The sequence below is a fragment of the Paremcibacter congregatus genome, from assembly GCF_006385135.1.
GTDB lineage: Bacteria > Pseudomonadota > Alphaproteobacteria > Sphingomonadales > Emcibacteraceae > Paremcibacter > Paremcibacter congregatus.
This window is the reverse complement of record NZ_CP041025.1, coordinates 2,917,480-2,936,806: the sequence shown is the minus strand read 5'-3', so window position 1 is coordinate 2,936,806 and position 19,327 is coordinate 2,917,480. Positions and strand designations below refer to the sequence as shown.

Here is a 19,327-nt window from a genome sequence, read left to right as displayed (position 1 = left end):
CTGCCTTATCTGCCGAGCTTGGAGATATCGCGCACGGCGCCCTTGTCGGCTGAGGTGGCCATCAGGCCGTAAGCGCGCAGGGCTTTGGACACTTTTCGGGCGCGGGGGGCGGAAGGTTTCCAGCCGTCGACGCCTCGGGCATCCATTTTCGCCCGCCGTTCGGCGAGTTCCGTCTCTGACAACTGCGTGCGGATGATACGGTTTGGGATATCAATCTCTATGATATCGCCGTCTTCAATCAGGGCAATGGCGCCGCCGGAGGCCGCCTCGGGCGAGACATGACCAATGCTGAGGCCGGAGGTGCCGCCAGAAAAGCGTCCGTCGGTGACCAGCGCGCAGGCCTTGCCGAGCCCCATGGATTTCAGATAGGAAGTAGGATAGAGCATTTCCTGCATGCCGGGGCCGCCTTTTGGGCCTTCATAGCGGATGACCACCACTTCACCGGCCTGAACTTCCTTGCTGGTGATACCTTTGACCGCCGCGTCTTGGCTTTCATAGATCCGGGCCGGGCCGGTGAAGGTCAGATTGTCGTCGTCGACGCCAGCGGTCTTGACGATGCAGCCATCGAGGGCGATATCACCTTTCAACACGGCGAGGCCGCCGTCCTGGCTGTAGGCTCGTTCCACGGTGCGGATGCAGCCGTCTTCGCGATCGAGATCAAGGCTGACCCAGCGTTTGTTCTGCGAGAAGGCTTCCGTGGTGCGCACGCCGCCGGGGGCCGCCTTGTAATATTCACAAATCTCGTCCGTGGGATTGCGGTTGACGTCGAACTCTTCAATGATCTGGGCCAGGGTGCCGCCGTGAGCGGTCGGGCAATCGCGATTGAGGAGACCGCCTTTGTCGAGTTCGCCGAGAATGGCGATGATGCCGCCGGCGCGATGGACGTCTTCCATATGATATTTCTGGGTCGCGGGGGCGACTTTACAGATGTTGGGCACCTTTTTGGACAGCCGATGGATGTCTTCCATGGTAAAGTCGATCTCACCTTCCTGGGCGGCGGCGAGCAGATGCAGCACGGTATTGGTCGATCCACCCATGGCGATGTCCAGGGTCATGGCGTTCTCGAAAGCCTCAAAACTCGCGACACTGCGCGGCAGGATGGAGGCGTCGTCCCCTTCATAATAGGTCTTGGTGTTCTTGACGATGGTGCGGGCGGCGCGCAGGAACAGATCCTTGCGGTCTGCGTGGGTCGCCAGCAGGGAGCCATTGCCCGGCAGCGCGAGGCCGAGAGCTTCCATCAGGCAATTCATGCTGTTGGCGGTGAACATGCCGGAGCAGGACCCGCAGGTCGGGCAGGCGGAGCGTTCGACCTGTTCGACGATTTCGTCGCTGACGGAAGGATCAACGCCCATGATGATCGCATCCACCAGATCGAGTTTATGATCAACGGTTTCGGTCTTGCCGGCTTCCATCGGGCCGCCGGAGACGAAGATCGTCGGGATATTGAGGCGCAGGGACGCCATCAGCATGCCGGGGGTGATCTTGTCACAGTTGGAGATACAGATCATGGCGTCGGCGCAATGGGCTTCGACCATATATTCGACGCTGTCGGCGATCACTTCTCGGCTGGGCAGGGAATAGAGCATGCCATCATGGCCCATGGCGATGCCGTCATCGACGGCAATGGTGTTGAACTCCTTGGCGATGCCGCCGTGGGCTTCGATTTCCCGCGCCACCATCTGGCCGAGGTCTTTCAGATGCACATGGCCGGGAACAAACTGGGTGAAGCTGTTGACCACTGCGATAATCGGCTTGCCGAAGTCCCCGTCCTGTACGCCCGTGGCGCGCCACAGGGCGCGGGCGCCCGCCATGTTGCGGCCGTGGGTGGAGGTCTTGGAGCGATATGCGGGCATGGTCAATTCCTTAAAATCTTCGGCATCCTGTCATCTGCAGGGTTGGTCTAGGTCTTTTAATATCATTTTCAGGTCATATGTCGATATTATATTGCAAAAACTGTGATGTTTTTAATGCTTTTTCCAAAAAGCAGGGTGATTTTACAGGGTACCATAATTTCTTGGCAAATGGGGGAATAGGGAGGTAGAGTGGGAAAATAAGAATTTAGTTAAAGGGGATATGCCTTACATGTTGAAAAAATACATACCCAGTTTTGTTTTTTGTGCAGGTCTGCTTTTCTTGTCCGGATCGGCTGTGGCGGATACTCAACGGTCAGCCATGATTTCTTGCCCGAAAATACCAGAGGCTGAAGCGCGTTTGAAATGTTTTGATCTTGCGGCGGAAAAATATGCCCGGGAAATGAACGGAATGCAGCGGAAAGAGACAAAAGCGAACGCTTCTCAGAAGAAAGCGGCAACATTTGGTCAGGGTTATTTGAAAACATCGCCGGACCCAAAGGTGAGAAAGGCCCAAGAGCGTGGGACTGAAACGGAGCTGAATAAAATAGAGTATACAGTTATCAAGTCTCAATATTCTCCACATAAAAAATTCATACTCTATATGCAGAATGGTCAGGTATGGCAGCAGAAAGACGGTGGTCGAATACCCTTACCTAAAGGGAATTTTAAGGTGATAATTAAAAAAGGGGCATTGGGCGGTTATAATATTATCTTACCGACAAGGCGGTCAGTCATTAAGGTCAAGAGAGTTAGGTAATGGTCAGGTTCAAATTCTGACGGGGTAAAGGGAGTATTAGAATAATGAAAAAAATCGCGAAAATCGCCATTTTTATAGGATTTAGTTTTGGTTTTGCAGGGTTTTCGTTCGCGGATCAGACGCCACAAGAATTCCTGACGTGTGGCGCGATTAAGCCGGATAAACAACGTTTGGCCTGTTTCGATGAGGCCCTTGAAAGAGCAACACCGGATAAGTTGGCCAGGAAGAAAGACGAGAAACGACAAAAAATTGATGATTTCGGAAAAGCGCAACTCAGGTCATCACCGGTAAAGGCGGTTGCTGAAAAACAGGACGCGGATCAGAAAAAAGACCTGAATTCGATCAAGTTAAAGGTGAGCCGGTTTAGTTATACCAATTCCAAGAAATTTGTCTTGTTCATGGCAAATGGCCAGATTTGGAAACAGAAAAGTGGCGGAAGAATTCGCCTGCCAAAGGGAGAGTTTGAGGTTGAAATCAAGAAGGGGGTATTAAGTGGTTTTAATGCTATTTTACCCACCCACCGGTCTATTGTTAAAGTGCATCGTGTGAAGTGATATGAATTATAAGAGATGATCCTGAGGAGATAAAATATGTTTAAATATATTGTAGTCCTGATGATGTCTTTGAGTTTTATGCCCACAGGACAGGCGGGCGAAAAGCCTGCTGCCTGCAGCTCTGATGAGTATAGAACTTTGGATTTCTGGGTGGGATCATGGGAGGTGTCCTGGAAAGGCGGCAAGGGCACGAATCATATTTCGAAATCTCATGGCGGCTGCGTGATTAATGAAAAATTCGACAGCCCGGGCCTGAAAGGCATGAGCATTTCCATGTATAATAAGGCTGGTGGGGAATGGCGTCAGACCTGGATGGATGATCAAGGCAGCTATTTTGATTTTCATGGTCGTCAGGATGGCGCCGATTATATATTTCACAGCACCCCCGATCCTGAGAAACCCGAGCAGCAACTGCGCATGGTTTTTACCGATATCAAGGCGGATCAGTTAACCTGGCTGTGGCAGAAGACGTCGGACGGGGGAGAAACCTGGACCGACCAGTGGATGATTAAATACCGCCGCCGACACTAATTTTCCCCCGGCAATTTAACACCGGCAATTATCGCCCGTCGGCCTTATCCGAGGAATTTTTTTACCAGCGGTTCGGCTTCCTTGATCACCTTGCGATAGGCGGGGTGGCCCATCAGGCGGGAAAAATACGCCTTGATGTTAGGGTATTTGGCGAAGGGATAGATGCGTTGTGCATAGAAGAGCGCCGGCGCCGCCGCACAATCTGCCATGCTGAACTGTTCACCGTTACTCCAGGAATGATTGTTGATCTGGTTATTGAGAAATTCATAAATCACATCCAGCGTATGACGGGATTTATGAATCAGGGGGAAATCCTGTTCCGCTTCCGGTTTTCGGCTTTCAAACAGCAGGGCGACGATAGGGTCATTCAAATACAAGTCGTGCATGCGATCGCGAAAGCGAACCTGTCGGGCCTGCTCGGGATCCTTTGGAATAAGATCCGGGCTGTTGGGGAACGCCTGATCAAAATATTCAATGATTATGGACGACTCGGGAATTAATCTTTGGTCTTCTGTGACCAGCAACGGGATCTTGCCGAGAGGGTAAATGCCTCGAAAAGCAGCACGTTCCTTAGGGTTTGACACATTTATGACATGGGGCTCGAAAGCTATTCCTTTTTCATAACAGGCAATTAACACCTTCTGAGAATAGGTGGACAGGGGGTGGTAGTAAAGCTTCATGGGGCGGACCTTTGTTAAATGAATGAACATCAGGAGCCACGTACAGAGGCGGCGGTATGGATCAGGTACAAGTATAGCGTTTTTGGCTGAAATATGCACATTGAGGGGGGAAGGCGGCAGAAAAATTCCCAAATCGGGACAATTTATTAACAAACTGTAAAGAATTTGATACAGTTTTCATTAATGCGTGAGTCTTCTTTTGAGGAAGTTCTTTCCAGGCCATTGAAAAACAATATGAAAACAGAAGTTGGCCTGTTAATTGCTTATAAAAAAGCAAGCCCAAAAGGGCGCTAAAAATATTTAAATATACGGGAAAGTCTATTATGCGTAATCGTTTTGTTGTGATGCTTCTTACCTCTGCCGTCGCTTTGTCAGCCTCTTTTGCTCAAGCCGCAACCCGCAGCAATGGCCCGATTGAAATGGCCAAGGTGGAAGATCCTGCTTCTGAAATGAAATGTCTGGAAGCGTTTGTTAATTCAGAATTTGATTTCGCCCACAGCCTGTGTCTGTCTTTGGCGCAACAGGGTATGCCCGATGCGCAGCTGGTTACTGGTCTGATGTATGCTTTGGGGGAGGGCACGGAACAAAACAGCAATCTGGCCAAACTATGGTTGAAGGAAGCCGTACGCAACGGTAGCCTGGAAGCTAAAGAGGCTCTGGTTGACCTGAAACTGGCTGACTAAGAGAAGACGCGGCCTCTTACAAGGGGTCGGATCTGAATATTACCGCATATTCTATCGTGGTTTTCGGTCGTTTCATCTCAAACTCTATAGTCACTCTTTTGAAACCATGTGATAGTCTGTCCCTTGGGAAAATAATCGTCAGGGGAATGACAATGTTTAATATGAATAAACTGACCGGGGCCGCTTTGGGGGCGTCTCTCTTCATGGGAGTTTGGGGCGCGCCGGCCATAGCCAACGATATGTCCAGTGCGGAATCCTATCGGGCGCTGATTCAGGCGGCTGTGGATAATCCGCTGCGGGATGATAAAGACCGGGAACGTGATACAGGCCGTAAACCGGCAAAAATCATAAAATTTATGGGCATCAAGCCGGGTATGACCGTTATGGAAATGTTGGCCGGCAGCGGTTATTATGCTGAAATCCTTTCCCATGTTGTTGGTGAGACGGGCAAGGTCATCGCCTTGAATAACAAGTCCTATATGGCCTTCACCAAGGATGCGATTGTCACACGGCTGGAACAGCCGGGGCGCATGGAAAATGTGGATCTGAAGATCGCTGAAATTAATGAAATGGACCTGAAAAAAGACAACCTGGATGCGGTTTTTCTTGTGCTGTCCTATCATGATTTTTACTTTGTTGATGAAGAAAGCGGCTGGCCGAAAGTTGACGTAAAACGGACGCTGGGTCAAATTCACGGGGCCTTAAAACAGGGCGGTACGCTTGCCGTGATTGACCATGCGGCAGCGGCCGGGTCGCCGCGAGAAACAGGGTCAACGCTGCATCGCATTGATCCGGCGATTGTCAGGACGGAACTTGAAGCGGCGGGGTTTGAGCTGGTCGCCACCAGTGATGTTCTGGCCAATCCGCAGGATGACCTGAGCAAGCCAATGTATGACAAGAGCGTTCGCGGTAAAACACACCGTTTTGTCTACCGTTTTGTCAAAAAATAGACTTTTAATACATATATCTGAGATGAAGACCGGTCCCGAAATCGGGGCTGCCTTCACTTAAACCCGCAATACCATAAATATTTACCGCCCAGTCCCTGGTGATCTGCATGTCCATAAAACCGAGAAGCTCCCGCGGGTTGACGGTGTCAACGGTGGCTGATCGTCGGGTGTCATAAGACAGGCCGAGGCTGAGGGAAGGGGTCGGGTAATAAATCACCCCGACGGATGCAAACCAGGTATCCTGTAACAAGAACCGGTCTGTTTTTCCCACATGCCGGTAGCCGAGGGTGGCAAAAGGGGCGATGTTTCCCATCAGTTTCGCCACATCAATCTGAAAACTGATGTCGGTTTTACCGGTGCTTAATCCTTTGTCGCTGTCTCCGGTCGGAATTTTTACCCGGCTGGTCAGATCAAGAAAGACACTTTCCTGCTGAAGAGGCTCAAGGGCGTATGTGGCACTGAGATAAAGGTCGCCGAGGCCGCTTTCATGGCGGGAACGGCCTTGTATCGCGGCATCATTTGTGAAAGAGGTGAGGCCGGTGCCAGGGATGATAATATCTTTGCCGCTGAGGCTGATATGGCCGATGCTGGCCTGAAAGGCCCAACGGTTCTGTTCGTAGCTTAAGGTAACGGGCATGTACGTCAGGTTGGTGCGTTCGGGATCGCCGTATGTTCCTTGATTATAGTCCACCCCGAGGCGGGCGGAAAACCCGGTTTTTTCTTTTATGTCAGAAAAATCTATATTGAGGTCTGTGTAACCTTCGACGTCAAGTTCGTCCTGCGGGGGGGGAACTTCCGGCGTGTCAGATGGTGTTTCCTGACACACCCCAAGCCCCGGAAGGCTTAAAAATACCCCCAGAAGGATAAAATTGGTGAGTGATGCTATGTGCATGAATTAATAGTCAACCCCATTGCCTAATGTCTTTTCTTCGGTTAATTTCGCATCTTTAGGGCCTGATGTCCATATAAGGCCTGAAAAGATTTTTACTGATAAAGTTTCCTTTCAATAAAACCTCCGAAGGTCTTGGTTTATGACACATCTTATCGTTCCCACCTTGCAGGATATCGAAGCGGCGGCGCAACGTCTAAGCGGGGTCGCCCATATCACGCCCTTGCTGGAACCGGTGCCCTTGGCGCAAGCTTTTGGCAGGCGTGTATTTGTCAAAGCAGAGAATTTGCAGCGGGTCGGGGCTTTTAAGTTTCGCGGGGCTTATAACCGCCTATGTCAGCTATCGGACGCGGAAAAGGCGCGAGGGGTGGTGGCCTTTTCTTCCGGTAATCATGCTCAGGGTGTGGCGGCGGCGGCACAGATTCTCGGTATCGAAGCAACCATAGTGATGCCATCAGACGCACCGGTAATGAAACGGGATAACACCATTGCCTATGGCGCCAGGGTTGTCTCATACGACCGGGAGAGCGAAAACCGGGAAGAGATAGCGGCAGGGATCGCGGCCAAAAGTGGCGCCGTTGTAGTGCCAGCCTTTGAAGACTTTGATGTGATGAGTGGTCAGGGAACCGCAGCTCTTGAGGCCATTTTGACGGCGAAGGAACAAGGACTGATATTTGAGCAATTTGTCTGCCCCGTGGGGGGCGGGGGTCTGATGTCTGGCTGTGCGACGGCCTTCAAGGGATTGAGCCCAGAGACAAAATTGCACGGGGTGGAACCGGAAGAATTTGATGATGTTCGCCGGTCCCTGTTATCCGGTGTCATTCAGGGCAACGCCAAGGTGGCGGGATCGGTCTGTGATGCGTTACTTAGTCCTGCGCCGGGGCCCACTACTTTTGCCGTGATGCAGAGCTGTCTTGACAGCGTACAGACGATCACGGATGAACAGGCGCTTTACGCCGTGCGCTACGCTTGGGAGAAATTGAAACTGGTGGTGGAACCGGGCGGGGCGGTGGCCTTGGCGGCGCTGTTGTTCGGGAAAATAGAGGCCGCGGATGGCCCGATATGCCTGCTGCTCAGTGGCGGCAATGTGGATGCCGAGACTTTTCACCAGGCCCTGACGGTTGCGCCCGCTGGCGCGCTGGCCTAAAAACGGTCCAGACTGAACGGCGTGAGATCAAGACGGGGGGCTTTGCCTTCCACCATGTCTTCGACCAATTGAGACGTCACAGCCGCCTGGGTGAGGCCAAGGTGATTGTGACCGAACGCCGATATGGTGTTTCCCCGACGATCTAGGATTGGTAGATAATCGGGCAGGGTGGGCCGAAACCCCATCCATTCCTCGCCCTGAGTATCCTGCAGTTTGGGAAAAACCGTTTGGGCAAATTGAAACAACATGCGGGCGCGGTTGCGGGTTGGTGGCGCGTCAGTGCCGGCAAATTCGACGGTGCCTGACAGGCGGATTCCGTGTTCCATGGGGGTCAGGATAAATTTCCGTTCGTGGAACGTGACCGGTAGATCAACAGTGATTCCGGGGTCGGGCAGCATATAATGATACCCGCGTTCGGCTTCCAGAGGCGGTTTCTTTCCTCTTGCTGTTATCAGGTCGCGGCTGAATACCCCTGCGGACAGAACCACTGTGTCGCAGTTATGTGACGTTTGCTTGCCGCGCAGGGTTACCATCCCGGCCTCATCTTCGTTGATTTCGGTAATCTCATCTTGAACAAAGCGCAAGCCGAGGGCTTCTGCCTTGGCGAGGATTTCTGTCACCAGCCTGTGCGGATTGATGCAATGGGCGGTGTCGGGATAATAGATGGCGCCGGCGGCGGGACCGGTCAGGGCCGGCAGGCGCAGGCGCAATTGGTCCACCGTCCAGATGTGAGCCGTGACCCCGTGGCGTTCCAGATCTGCCACAAGTCCGGCAGCCTGGGCAAAGGCAGCTTCGGTTTCAAAAAGCTCGACGGAGCCGCGTTGCCGGATCATCGGGCGGAGATCCATCGCGTCAAGCAGGGCTGTCCAGCTGGGAACGGCGGCCCTGTTCAGGGATTTGGTTGCTTCTATTCCCCGACGGAAGGCGCCTGGGCGACTGGCCCATAGAAAACGCAGGGACCAGGGGATGAATTTCAGAAAATAACCGGGACGTAATACCAGTGGTCCGTTGCGGTCAAAAATCATTTTGGGAATATTGCCCAGAACTGACGGGCTCGCCAAAGGATATATCTGTTCAATAGCCAGATGTCCGGCGTTGCCAAATGACGCGCCAAGTCCTGGGGCGTCGCGATCAATCAAAGTCACAGTACGGCCGGCGGCGGCGAGCCGATAGGCGGTTGTCACGCCGATGATGCCGGCTCCGATGACGATTGTTTTTTTGTTTTTCTGAGGCATTATTTAACTCAAGTTATTGAAATATAAGTTATATAAATTAATTGTATAAAATATACTTGCTATTGACCGAAAAGTAAATACACTTGCCTCATAAATTCTAATGAGTCTTTTGAAAGGATGCAAATATGCCAAGCTTGGATTGGAAAGGGGTATACCCCGCCGCGACAACACAATTTTTTGACGATGAAAGTCTGGATATCGAGGGCACAAAGCGGACGCTCGATAATCTGATCAATGACGGGGTGCATGGCCTGATCGTGCTGGGCACTTGCGGCGAAAATAATTCCCTGACCGCAGAAGAAAAAATTCAGGTGATCACAGCCGCGAAGGACGTGTCCAACGGTCGCGTGCCGGTGATTTCCGGGGTGTCCGAATTCACCACCCGGGCCGCTTGTGATTATGCCCGAAAAGCCGAAGAGGTCGGTATTGACGGATTGATGGTTCTGCCGGCAATGGCCTATGCCGCCAGCACCCGCGAGGTCCTGAACCATTATAAAACGGTGGCGGCGGCGACTTCTTTGCCGATTATGGTCTATAACAATCCGGTCACCTATAATATCGACATTACCATCGACATGATGAAAGAACTGGCCGAAGTACCGAATATTCTCGCGGTGAAAGAATCAACGGCCGAAACCCGTCGGCTGACGGATCTCTATAACGCTTTTGATGATCGCTTTACTGTTTTTTGCGGGGTTGATGATATCGCGCTCGAAAGCCTGATGTTGGGCACTGTCGGCTGGATTTCCGGCCTGACCAGCGCATTCCCGAAAGAATCCGTGGCGATTTATGATCTTGCGGTTCAGGGACGATATGCGGAAGCATTGGAAATTTACCGCTGGTTTATGCCGTTGCTGCATCTGGATACGATCCCGACATTGGTGCAATGTATTAAACTGTGTGAGCAGCTGTGCGGCCGCGGATCTGAAATGGTGCGGGCGCCGCGTCTGACGCTCGATGGCGCAGAACGTCAGTATGTGATTGATGTGACGAAAAAAGCCATTGCCACCCGGCCTGATTTGTCAAAATATAATCTTGCGTGAGCCGTCAAGTCAGAGCAGTATGACCCTATGACACGACATAGCTTTTTTTGCATAGACGCCCATACCTGTGGCAACCCGGTTCGGGTTGTTACGGGGGGCGGGCCGCGGCTCACTGGCACAACCATGTCAGAGATGCGGCAGGTTTTTCTGAAACATCACGACTGGGTGCGTCGGGCGTTAATGTTTGAACCCCGTGGTCATGACATGATGTCGGGGTCCATTCTTTATCCGCCGCTTAATCCAGACAGTGACATGGCGGTGCTGTTTATCGAGACCAGCGGCTGCCTGCCCATGTGCGGCCATGGCACCATCGGTACGGTCACTGCGGCGCTGGAGCAGGGCCAGGTGGTGCCAAAAGTGCCGGGGCAACTGACCCTGGACGTGCCGGCGGGAACCATTCGTATTACCTATACCCAGACAGGTGATTATGTTGATAAGGTGCGGCTGCATAATGTGGCGAGCTATCTGGCCCACCGTGAGGTCAGGATCGAGTGTCCTGATTTTGGCGAACTGGTGTTTGATATTGCTTACGGGGGGAATTATTACGCCATTCTGGACCCGCAGAAAAACTTTTCAGGCCTAGAAGATATTTCTGCCGCTGATGTGGTGCGCTATTCCCCGGTAATCCGCGACCTGTTGAATGAGAAAGTGGTGTGTGTGCATCCGGAAGATCCGACCGTCAATGGCGTATCCCATGTTCTATGGACGGGGAAACCGACCAAGACGACATCTCACGCCCGCAATGCGGTCTTCTATGGTGAGAAGGCCATTGATCGTTCGCCGTGCGGCACCGGCACCAGTGCCCGAATGGCCCAATGGGTGGCCAACGGCACATTAAATGTCGGGGATGATTTTATTCATGAAAGTATTATTGGCAGTCAGTTCGAAGGCCGGGTCGAGGCGCATGCCACGGTCGGTGAACATGACGCCATCCTGCCCAGCATACAGGGCTGGGCGAAAGTCACGGGGCTCAATACCATCATCGTTGATGATCGGGATCCATATGCCCACGGTTTTACCGTAACATAAATTTATCTAATACAGAGGTTTCACTGAAATGACGAAATATGACAATTATATCAATGGCGAATGGGTTGCTGGCGAACATTATGTGGCCAATATCAATCCGTCTGATATCAACGATGTAATCGGTGAGTATGCCTCCGCCAATGTGGTGCAGGTTGAACAGGCGATTGAGGCGGCTGGTGCAGCGCTCGACACCTGGGCCTTCTCGACACCGCAGGAACGGTTTAACGTGCTTGACTTCATTGCGACCGAAATTTTCGCCAATGCCAATGCGCTGGGCGAACTGCTGTCCCGGGAAGAGGGCAAGACGTTGCCAGAAGGCAAGGGCGAAGCCATGCGCGCCGGTCAGATATTTAAATTTTTTGCGGGAGAAGCACTTCGTGCCGGCGGCGAAATCATGCCATCCGTACGTCCGGGGGTCGAGGTTGAAATCACCCGCGAACCGGTGGGGGTTGTCGGTATGATCACGCCGTGGAATTTCCCGATCGCCATCCCGGCCTGGAAAATTGCCCCGGCGTTGGCTTATGGCAATACAGTTGTGATTAAACCGGCGGAACTGGTGCCGGGTTCTGTCTGGTCCCTGTTCGAGATCATGTCCCGCGCAGGTTTGCCGGCGGGCGTGGTTAATCTGGTGATGGGGCCGGGTCGGGTGGTCGGCGAAGTCATTACCACATCAGACAAAGTCAGCGCAGTGAGCTTCACCGGCTCTGTCGGGACAGGTCATCATATCAGAGAGGTCGTGACCGGCCGCGGCGCCAAGGTACAGTTGGAAATGGGCGGTAAAAATCCGCTGGTGGTGCTGGATGATGCGGACCTGGATGTGGCGGTTAATTGCGCGGTGCAAGGGGCGTTTTATTCCACAGGTCAGCGTTGCACAGCCTCCAGCCGGTTGATTGTTACGGAAGGCATCCATGATGAATTCGTCGCCAGATTAACCGCAGAAGTCGAGGCCTTGACCGTAGGCCATGCCTTGCATGAGGGTACACAGATCGGTCCGGTTGTTAACGAAACCCAGCTGCAGCAGGACCTGGACTATGTGGACATTGCGGTTAAGGAAGGCGGGACGCTGGCCTGTGGCGGAAGCCGGCTTGACCTGGACGACAAGGGGTTCTATATGGCGCCGGCCCTGATCGCCAACACGACACCGGATATGCGCATTAACCGGGAAGAAGTTTTTGGTCCCGTTGCTTCGGTGATCAAGGTCAGAAATTATGAGGAAGCTTTGCAGGTTGCGAATGACACCGAGTTTGGATTGTCTGCCGGTATTTGTACGACGTCCCTGAAATACAGCAGTCATTTCAAGCGTCGGTCGGAAGCCGGCATGGTAATGATCAACCTGCCAACTGCGGGGGTCGATTACCATGTACCGTTCGGAGGCCGCAAGGGATCAAGTTATGGTTCACGCGAACAGGGATCTTATGCGCGGGAGTTCTATACAATTGTTAAAACCGCCTATATACTGCCGCTGTAACTGAAGAAAAAGGGATAGGGAAATTAAGTCAGGCACACGTCAGATCACGGGGAAAACCACCGTTGATGCGCTCTATGAGCAAGTAAAAGAGAAAATTATATCGGGGACTTACCCGGCCAATCAACCGTTGCGCCAGGATGCCTTGGCCAAGGAATATGGCATCAGCCGTATTCCCGTGCGAGAGGCTCTTTTTATGCTGGAAGGCGACGGGCTGGTGGAATTCAGACCCCATAAGGGGGCCGTGGTGAAACCGCTGTGCCGACGGGAAGTCGAAGAACTTTTTCATCTCAGGGCTTTGCTGGAGGGGGATCTCCTCCAGCGATCCATTCCTAAAATGACGGATACTGACCTGACGTATGCCGCGCAGGCCCTGACAGCTTATGACGGGGTGGTGGGATCGGCCCGGCAATCGGTCAAATGGTTCCAGCTCAACTGGGATTTTCATGCGGCACTGTATACCCCGGCGGATCAACCGTTGGCGTTGCAGTTGATTCAGTCCCTGCACGCCAATACGGATCGTTACCAACGCATCCAGATGTCACTCCGGGGATCCGTGCCGCGCGCCCATAACGAACATCTGGAAATTCTTAACGCCTGTCGGGCGGGACAGGTGGATGAGGCGGTGCGCCTCACACGGGCTCATATTCTTGAAAGTGGCCGTCAGGTGCAGGATTTTCTGACCGCATCGGAAGACGGCGTCTAAAAATATATTCTGTTGCGCTGGCGGGATATATGTTAGCGTCCGGATCACAAGAATAGTGTCAAATTAAATCTGTTTCGGAGTTTATCATGAAAAAAATCCTCGGGCTCATGTTTGTAGCCGCGGTTGTTCTTACCTATTTCGTTTACGATAAGGTGCCGCCCCATAAAGTGGCGGTCAATATTGATGAGGCGCGTCTGACGGAAAATATCAAAATTCTTGCCTCCGATGAGTTTGAGGGGCGGGCGCCGGGTAGCGCCGGGGAAGAGAAGACGATTACCTTCCTGAAAGCAGAATTTGAAAAACTCGGCCTGAAGCCGGGGAATGGCGACAGCTATTTTCAGGGCGTCAATATGGTCGAGATGACCGCGAACCCCGACGCGATGATGCATATCGAGACACCGGCTGGAAAGACCGGGCTGGCGTATGGCCCGGAATTCATGGGCTGGACGCCACGGGTCATGGAAGCCGTTTCTGTCACAGATAGTGAAATGATATTTGTCGGTTACGGCATTGTCGCCCCGGAATATGACTGGAATGATTACGCCGGCGTGGACGTCAAAGGTAAAACTGTGGTGGTCATGGTCAATGATCCGGGTTACGCCACCCAGGATGCGAAACTGTTCACCGGCAACGCCATGACCTACTATGGCCGCTGGACCTATAAATATGAAGAAGCCGCCCGTCAGGGGGCTGCCGCGGTGATCATCATTCATGAAACCAAGCCGGCATCATACCCCTGGGCGGTTGTCGAAGGCAGCTGGTCCGGACCAAAATTCAGTCTGGAAAGTCCGGACGGCAATATGTCCAGCGCCAAGGTGGAAGCCTGGGTGCCGGGTGCTGAAATAGCCAAGGTCTTCGCTGCGGCGGAATATGACTATGCCAAGGAAACCGCCAAGGCGGCGACCCGTGCTTTCAAACCCTTTTCCCTGAAAGCAAAAATGTCGGTGGCGATGGAGAACAAGATTCGTCGGGTGGTGTCGCAGAATGTTGTGGCGATTCTGCCGGGCGATACGCGGCCTGATGAATATGTCATTCATATGTCCCACTGGGATCATCTGGGCAAGGACACATCCCTCGAAGGTGATCAGATATACAATGGCGCGGCCGATAACGCCAGCGGCACTGCCGGGTTGATCGAACTCGCCAATGCCTATCTTTCGGGGGCGCATAAGCCAGGGCGCTCCATCATGTTTATGGCGGTAACGGCCGAGGAACAGGGCCTGTTGGGCTCATCCTATTACGGCAAGAATCCAATCGTGCCGCTCAATAAAACCGTTGCGGCGCTTAATATGGATGTGCTCTCTTCTTTAGGGAAAACCCATGATGTGACCGTGATTGGTTATGGCAACTCTGAACTGGATGATTATGTCGATAGCCTGGTGCGGAAGCAGAAACGGGTGGCCATGCCAGATCCGACGCCGGAGCATGGCAGCTTCTACCGTTCTGACCATTTCAGTCTGTCGAAGGAAGGCGTACCCGCACTATATGTCGGGGGCGGGCTTAATCACATTGAAAAGGGCCGTGAATGGAGCCTTGCGCAGATGGAAGAGTATAGCGCCAACCGCTATCACAAACCGGCCGATGAATATGATGAAAGCTGGGATCTGTCCGGGGCGGTGCAGGATCTGGAGCTGGTTTATAAAATCGGCCTGCAGTTGTCTCATGAAGATACCTTCCCCAACTGGCGCGAGGGCAATGAGTTCAAAGCCAAACGCGACGCCATGATGGTTCCGGCAGCCCTAAAATAAAAATAACCCGCAGGGCATGCCGCTGCGGGTTATTCAGGAAGATTTTGTGCGGAGGCGGTAGAGTTTTCTACCGCCTCCGTCGTTTTGTTAACGCAAGGGCTGACTGTGGGACGCGCCGCGGAAGATGGCGTTGATCAGCGAAATATTAAGCCCGTCGAGATAGGCCCGGGTGGTCGGGTCCTGAGTGAAGCCAATCACATGCCCCCGGCCCTGGGCTTCAACCATGAGAAACGGTTTATAGGCCAGCTGCCTGCGGTTTTCCTCCCAGAGGTACCCGCTGGCGAGCAGGTCATCGGGGCCTTGGAAATAGACCACATTGTGGCCCGCGTCTCGGCGGAGGGGGCTGTAGATATCACTGCCCCCCACCAAGATATTCAAGCTCGGCGCCAGGCCTGCTGCGAGCCAGTGATCCCCGTCAGTCTTGGCCTTGACAAGGACACCGGGCACATAATCCGGGCTTTCCTGAGCCGGTGTTGTTGCCTGGTGCAGATCTTGGGCAGAGGTGAGAAGGGTGCCTTTGATGCGGCCATTTTCTGCCGGGCTCACGTCATCAATCTCATCTGCCTGATAGTTGTTTTCCCGGTGGGTGGACAGCAGCCCGACATCCGGGTCGCTGACATAACGGAGCGCGGTGCCCATGGCGATCAGGGTGCCACCGCGCTTGACCCAGGCCTTGAGGTTCTCCGCGCCGCCCTTGCCGAGACTGTCTTGATAACTGCCCCAGCTGGTGGGCAGGATCAGAACCTGATAGCGGCTAAGATCGCCGGAGCGCAATTGTTCCGTGCGAATATTGGTCACTGGATAGTCAAACTGGCGCTCAATCACGAAGCGGGTGTTGCCCGCACTATAGGGTGACGTGGGTTCATCCCAGACGATGGCCACCTTGGGTGCAATCATGCGGGTGACATTGTCACTGCCGAAGTTTGGCCCGTCTGTCACCCAGCTGGAGTTGACACCGTGAATTTCGGCCCCGGTTAGCTGTGCGATGCTGTTCAACCTGCGCGGCAGGTCTTCCGGATTATGCAAAACTTCGAAGATCAGAGAGCCGGCCGGATAACGTTTTCCCTGTGCAGTGAAGGCCTTGTCATTGCTCTTTACGGTGAGGCCCTGACGCAGGGCATGGGTGAGCAGGCGAGCGGATGTAGCCTGACCCCAGGGGGCGAGATAGGCGACCGTGGCCTTGTCATCAGAGAGTGTGGCCGGGGTAAAGAGCGCGGCGGTGGCGCGGGGGAAATTTTCTTTCACCGTTTTGTCGCAGACAATGCTTTCCACATTATACATCAGCGGCAGGGACCAGGCGGTGACGTCATAGATTTCCGCAGGGTAATCCTTGGTCCGGCGCCGTTCCTGTTCCTTGAGGAAGTCTGGATTCATGCTGACGTCTTCGTCCATCAGAGTGCGGATCAGTCGTTTGGCCGGCTGTGCGGTATTGATGATGTAGCTGTCGGATGGGTAGCTTGCCCCACAAACCTTGAAGCTTTTGTCAGCCTGCAGGACCTCTACACCCTGACGGGTGAGGAGCCCGGCGAGTTTTGTTGTCGCTGCTTTATCGCGGCGGCCGGGCAGGATATAGCTTCTGACTTTTTCTGTCTGGCCTTCCCGTATCGCGCTTTTGCGGTAGTTATAGAAATCCTGCAACAATTCTTGCCGGTTTTGCGCCGCAGCCTCGGCGGTGCTGAGAGAGGCGACAAAATGATGTCGCACCGTGTCACGATAGTGCAGATCCGTGCCATCTTCACGATGGAAAACAAGGCCGCGGGAAGACCCCTGTTCATATGTCATGGACACACCGCCGTAATAGGTGGGCCAGCCATCACCATAGCCGGGATAAAAGGCGTCGAAAACTTCCCGGGTGAAATAATCAAAGCCGAAGGTGTCAAACCATTTGGCGTTGTTTCTGCCGATCAGTTCCATGCTTTTTCCCTGGCTAGGCGCCAGATGCGGGTTCAGGGGCATGGCGGGCGGGGCGAAATAATAGCTCTGATTGCCGCTCATTTCATGCAGGTCGACCACCACCAGAGGCAGATATCGTTGCATCTGTTCCACCCGGCCAATGGTTTCCGGCTGGGTCATGGCGAACCAGTCGCGGTTCATGTCGAACATATAATGGTTGGCGCGTCCCCCGGGCCATGCCTGATTTTGTTCCACGGAAAGGCGGCTACTGTCGGGAAGCAGACCCCGGGACGTTTCATAGTGGTTGATGAACCGGGTGCGGCCATCGGGATTTTGCATCGGGTCTATAAATGTCACGACGTTTGCCAGAATCTGGTCCACTTCCGGGCTGTTGCGGGCGGCAAGGAGGTGATAGGCCGTCATCATGGCAGCGTCGGTGGAGGAAATTTCGTCACCATGCACGCCGTAACCGAGCCAGACTGTGGCGGGCAAACTTTTGATCAGAGCATCTGCTTTGGATATGTCGGTTTTGCGGGGGTCAGACAGGCCCTGCATATCGCGTTCCAGGGCTGGCAGATTTTTAAGGTTTTCCGGATTTGCAATTACCACATAAATCAGCTTGCGGTCTTCCCAGCTGCGGGCATATTCATGCAGCTGCATCCGGTCCGGTGCCGCCTGGGTGAGGGCTTCCATATAACGCAGCATATCACTGTGCGAACTGATTTTTTCACCCGGCGCATAGCCAAGGACCTGTTGATGTGTCGGGATTGCCGGATCATACTGGGTACCGGGCCATAAGGGATAAACCTCGCCGGACTCCGTTGTTTCCTGGGCATGAGCCCCGGGGATAATCAGGGCGGCGACACACACCAAGGCGAAGAGATATTTGCGAATGACTTTTTGTAGCATGATGACTGAATTCCCTTTATAAATTTTTGATTTTGTTTATTTTACAACAGTATATGAAGTTTCCTGGAATTGAAAAGTCTTATGCTAGAAAAAATCATCTCCCATTTCCCGCAATTGGCGCATCTGTCCGAGGACAACAAGAAAATCCTGGCGCAGGGATTGCACTATTCCAAGGTGCCCAAGGGTACGACCATGTTTTCCGAAGGCAGCGAATGCCGGGGTTATGTCATGCTGCTGCACGGTATTGTGCGGGTTCAGAAAACTTCGGAAGACGGGCGGGAAATAACGCTGTATCGGGTGGAAGAGGGGGACAGCTGTATCATGACGACCACTTGTCTGATATCGGATGAAAATTACAGTGCGGAGGGGATTGCCGAAACCGATATCGAAGTGGCGGTGGTACCCCCGGCGACCTTCAATCTGCTGCTGGGGCAATCTGATCAATTCCGCAGTTTTGTCTTTGAAACCTACGCCAAACGTATGTCAATGCTGATGATGCTGGTGGAAGAGGTGGTGTTTAAAAAGCTCGACAAGCGCCTGGCGCATATGCTGCTCGAGTCAAAACATGATCTCTACACCGCGACGCATCATGATATTGCCACCGAACTGGGATCCGTGCGGGAAGTGGTCAGCCGTCAGTTGAAGGTCTTTGAGCGCCAAGGCCTGATTGAACTCGGTCGGGGGGTTATTCATATTCGTGACCGGGCGGGACTGGCCGAGACGGCGCGTTAACAAAAGGCGTATATATTTTTGCCTTATGTGACTCCCGTCACTTACCTTTTCGGTATGTTATGATCTAATGACTTCTGTTGAATGATGTTGTGGAAACAGGAGACGAATGATGAAAATGAATGTCGGACTAATAGATAAGGTGCTGCGCATCATTATCGGCGCTGTTCTGACGATTTTGGCGGCTGCCGGGATTTTCACGCCCTGGGGCTGGATCGGAATTATTCCACTGGCGACGGGGGTCATCGGCTGGTGTCCCGCCTATCAGATTTTAGGACTTAACACATGTCCTTTAACCAGAAATAAGGAGAAATAAGATGAGTGTAGATCGTGTTGTATTTGCCTTCGCGGGCGTGATGATAATCCTGAGCCTGGCTTTGGGGCTTCTTGTCCATGTCTACTGGTTTGCGCTGGCGGGGTTCGTGGGACTTAATATGTTTCAGGCGGCCTTTACAGGTTTCTGTCCTTTGGCCATACTGCTGAAGAAAATTGGCGTCAAGCCCGGCGCAGCGTTTGAGTGAAATAT

The 19,327-nt window shown here is 53.1% G+C and carries 19 protein-coding genes; 14 read left to right on the top strand and 5 right to left on the bottom strand.

Going from position 1 to position 19,327, the window contains the following annotated elements; all coding sequences use genetic code 11:
* Nucleotides 1-5 precede the first annotated feature (5 nt).
* Nucleotides 6-1,853, bottom strand: a complete 1,848-nt coding sequence (gene ilvD / locus FIV45_RS12905; protein ID WP_099475324.1) for a dihydroxy-acid dehydratase — start codon at nucleotides 1,851-1,853, stop codon at nucleotides 6-8.
* Between the two features lie 229 nt (nucleotides 1,854-2,082).
* Between ilvD and FIV45_RS12900 the strand changes: the two genes are divergently transcribed.
* From FIV45_RS12900 to FIV45_RS12890, 3 genes are read left to right on the top strand one after another with little or no spacing between them, the layout of a single operon-like run.
* Complete coding sequence (locus FIV45_RS12900; RefSeq protein ID WP_099475325.1) at nucleotides 2,083-2,610, top strand: hypothetical protein; 528 nt, start codon at nucleotides 2,083-2,085, stop codon at nucleotides 2,608-2,610.
* A 44-nt stretch (nucleotides 2,611-2,654) separates the two neighbouring features.
* Nucleotides 2,655-3,164: a hypothetical protein gene (locus FIV45_RS12895; protein WP_099475326.1), complete on the top strand. Its 510-nt coding sequence runs from the start codon at nucleotides 2,655-2,657 to the stop codon at nucleotides 3,162-3,164.
* Nucleotides 3,165-3,200: 36 nt separating this feature from the next.
* A complete protein-coding gene (locus FIV45_RS12890; RefSeq protein ID WP_099475327.1) occupies nucleotides 3,201-3,695 on the top strand; it encodes a hypothetical protein in 495 nt (164 codons plus the stop codon).
* 44 nt (nucleotides 3,696-3,739) lie between these two features.
* On the opposite strand, the gene FIV45_RS12885 is transcribed toward FIV45_RS12890, so the two are convergent.
* A complete protein-coding gene (locus FIV45_RS12885; RefSeq protein WP_165777124.1) occupies nucleotides 3,740-4,375 on the bottom strand; it encodes a glutathione S-transferase family protein in 636 nt (211 codons plus the stop codon).
* Nucleotides 4,376-4,698: 323 nt separating this feature from the next.
* On the opposite strand from FIV45_RS12885, the gene FIV45_RS12880 reads away from it, so the two are divergent.
* Together FIV45_RS12880 and FIV45_RS12875 are read left to right on the top strand one after the other, a co-directional pair.
* Nucleotides 4,699-5,058, top strand: coding sequence for an SEL1-like repeat protein (locus FIV45_RS12880; protein WP_099475329.1), 360 nt, complete (start codon nucleotides 4,699-4,701; stop codon nucleotides 5,056-5,058).
* Between the two features lie 152 nt (nucleotides 5,059-5,210).
* Nucleotides 5,211-6,008 (top strand): class I SAM-dependent methyltransferase, encoded by a 798-nt coding sequence (locus tag FIV45_RS12875; protein ID WP_165777125.1) that lies wholly within the window; start codon nucleotides 5,211-5,213, stop codon nucleotides 6,006-6,008.
* A 4-nt stretch (nucleotides 6,009-6,012) separates the two neighbouring features.
* Here the strand turns inward: FIV45_RS12875 and FIV45_RS12870 are convergent, their stop codons facing one another.
* Nucleotides 6,013-6,900, bottom strand: a complete 888-nt coding sequence (locus tag FIV45_RS12870) for a DUF3187 family protein (RefSeq protein WP_099475331.1) — start codon at nucleotides 6,898-6,900, stop codon at nucleotides 6,013-6,015.
* 139 nt (nucleotides 6,901-7,039) lie between these two features.
* On the opposite strand from FIV45_RS12870, the gene FIV45_RS12865 reads away from it, so the two are divergent.
* On the top strand, nucleotides 7,040-8,044 hold the full coding sequence (locus FIV45_RS12865) for a threonine ammonia-lyase (RefSeq protein WP_099475332.1): 1,005 nt from the start codon (nucleotides 7,040-7,042) through the stop codon (nucleotides 8,042-8,044).
* Here FIV45_RS12865 and FIV45_RS12860 read toward each other — a convergent pair.
* Nucleotides 8,041-9,279 (bottom strand): FAD-dependent oxidoreductase, encoded by a 1,239-nt coding sequence (locus FIV45_RS12860; RefSeq protein ID WP_099475333.1) that lies wholly within the window; start codon nucleotides 9,277-9,279, stop codon nucleotides 8,041-8,043. The genes FIV45_RS12865 and FIV45_RS12860 overlap by 4 nt on opposite strands.
* 125 nt (nucleotides 9,280-9,404) lie before the next feature.
* Between FIV45_RS12860 and FIV45_RS12855 the strand changes: the two genes are divergently transcribed.
* The 5 genes from FIV45_RS12855 (at nucleotide 9,405) to FIV45_RS12835 (ending at nucleotide 15,270) form a co-directional block, all read left to right on the top strand.
* Nucleotides 9,405-10,322, top strand: coding sequence for a dihydrodipicolinate synthase family protein (locus FIV45_RS12855; protein ID WP_099475334.1), 918 nt, complete (start codon nucleotides 9,405-9,407; stop codon nucleotides 10,320-10,322).
* Between the two features lie 27 nt (nucleotides 10,323-10,349).
* Nucleotides 10,350-11,351, top strand: a complete 1,002-nt coding sequence (locus FIV45_RS12850; RefSeq protein ID WP_099475335.1) for a 4-hydroxyproline epimerase — start codon at nucleotides 10,350-10,352, stop codon at nucleotides 11,349-11,351.
* 28 nt (nucleotides 11,352-11,379) lie between these two features.
* Complete coding sequence (locus FIV45_RS12845; RefSeq protein WP_099475336.1) at nucleotides 11,380-12,819, top strand: aldehyde dehydrogenase family protein; 1,440 nt, start codon at nucleotides 11,380-11,382, stop codon at nucleotides 12,817-12,819.
* 22 nt (nucleotides 12,820-12,841) lie between these two features.
* Nucleotides 12,842-13,522: a GntR family transcriptional regulator gene (locus FIV45_RS12840; protein WP_338045714.1), complete on the top strand. Its 681-nt coding sequence runs from the start codon at nucleotides 12,842-12,844 to the stop codon at nucleotides 13,520-13,522.
* 86 nt (nucleotides 13,523-13,608) lie between these two features.
* Nucleotides 13,609-15,270, top strand: a complete 1,662-nt coding sequence (locus FIV45_RS12835) for a M28 family metallopeptidase (protein WP_099475338.1) — start codon at nucleotides 13,609-13,611, stop codon at nucleotides 15,268-15,270.
* 87 nt (nucleotides 15,271-15,357) lie between these two features.
* Here FIV45_RS12835 and FIV45_RS12830 read toward each other — a convergent pair whose 3' ends face one another.
* Nucleotides 15,358-18,072 carry a M14 family metallopeptidase gene (locus FIV45_RS12830; RefSeq protein ID WP_204602399.1) on the bottom strand — a complete coding sequence of 905 codons (2,715 nt, stop codon included), beginning with the start codon at nucleotides 18,070-18,072 and terminating at the stop codon, nucleotides 15,358-15,360.
* A gap of 81 nt (nucleotides 18,073-18,153) precedes the next feature.
* Between FIV45_RS12830 and FIV45_RS12825 the strand changes: the two genes are divergently transcribed.
* From FIV45_RS12825 to FIV45_RS12815, 3 genes are all read left to right on the top strand, one after another.
* Nucleotides 18,154-18,804: a Crp/Fnr family transcriptional regulator gene (locus FIV45_RS12825; RefSeq protein WP_099475340.1), complete on the top strand. Its 651-nt coding sequence runs from the start codon at nucleotides 18,154-18,156 to the stop codon at nucleotides 18,802-18,804.
* 109 nt (nucleotides 18,805-18,913) lie between these two features.
* Entirely contained in the window at nucleotides 18,914-19,117 is a 204-nt protein-coding gene (locus FIV45_RS12820) for a YgaP family membrane protein (protein ID WP_099475341.1), read from the top strand.
* A 1-nt stretch (nucleotide 19,118) separates the two neighbouring features.
* Entirely contained in the window at nucleotides 19,119-19,322 is a 204-nt protein-coding gene (locus tag FIV45_RS12815; protein ID WP_099475342.1) for a YgaP family membrane protein, read from the top strand.
* The last annotated feature ends 5 nt before the right edge of the window (nucleotides 19,323-19,327 follow it).